Annotated in this window: 1 protein-coding gene; it reads left to right on the top strand. The window is 56.2% G+C overall.

The genetic code is table 11. The annotated features are described in order from the left end of the window. Window positions 1–1,167, top strand: a 1,167-nt coding sequence (locus AAAU26_RS14110; RefSeq protein WP_349181107.1) for a recombinase family protein, incomplete at both ends; no start/stop codon positions are given.

The following is a 1,167-nucleotide window of genomic DNA, read 5'->3' as shown; positions in this document are numbered from 1 at the left end:
CCGCTTTGCCCGGAACCGATTCGATGCCGTGAACTACAAGTACCAGCTGGAAAAGAACGGTGTCCATCTGGTGTCTGCTATGGAACCCATCTCGCAGGGGCCTGAAGGCATTATGGTGGAGAGTATGCTGATCGGCATGGCGGAATACTATTCCGCCGAACTGGCCCTGAAAGTGGCGCGCGGTGAGCGCGAAAATGCCCTTCAGTGCAAGTATAACGGCGGTGTGGTTCCGCTGGGCTTCACCATTGGCAAGGAGGACAGGCTGTACCATATCGACCTGGAGACGGCTCCCATCGTGCAGGAAATCTTCAGCCGGTATGCTGACGGCGAACCGGCCGAGAAGATCGCAGCATCCCTGAACGAGCGCGGTCTGCGTACCCGCACCGGGAAGCCGTTCGTGAAGAACAGCTTCTTCCAGATCTTCCGGAACCGCCGCTACATAGGCGAGTACCGCTATAAAGACATCGTGACACCGGGCGGCATTCCCGCCATCGTGGACGAGGATTTGTTCAACCGGGTACAGCAGCGTTTTGAGCAGAACAGGATCGCCCATGGTCGGCCTGCAAAAGAGGATGTGAGCTATTTGCTGACCACCAAGCTGTTCTGTGGCAAGTGCGGCACCCTGATGGGCGGCGAAAGCGGCACCAGCCACATGGGAAACACCTACTATTACTATAAGTGCGGCAACGCCAAACGCCACGGCAAGGCGCATTGCGACCTGAAAGCCATCCGCAAGGAGCCGCTGGAACGGTTCGTGGTGGACACCGCCATTAAGGTGATTTTCAGCGATGAAATCATCGAACGGCTGATAGATTTGGTCATGGAAGCCCAGCAGAAGGAGAACACCCGGCTGCCTTTCCTGAAAGACCAGCTCAGGGACACAGAGAAGCGGCTGGCAAATCTTCTGGAAGCCATTGAACAGGGCATCCTGACCCCGACCACCAAGCAGCGGTTGGACGAGCTGGAAGCCCGGAAAGAAGCCCTGAACACCAGCATTCTGGAAGAAGAGCTGAAAAAGCCCGTCCTGACCCGTGAGTGGATTCGATTCTGGCTTGAGAAATTCCGCAAGGGTGACGTGGGCAGTACGGAACACCAGCGGCAGATCATTGATACCTTTGTCAACTCGGTCTACGTCTTTGATGACCGGGTCGTGCTCAATTTCAACTT

Source organism: Faecalibacterium longum, assembly GCF_040094125.1.
Lineage (GTDB): Bacteria > Bacillota > Clostridia > Oscillospirales > Ruminococcaceae > Faecalibacterium > Faecalibacterium longum.
The sequence above is the reverse complement of the archived record's forward strand: the minus strand, read 5'-3'. Positions and strand labels throughout refer to the sequence as shown.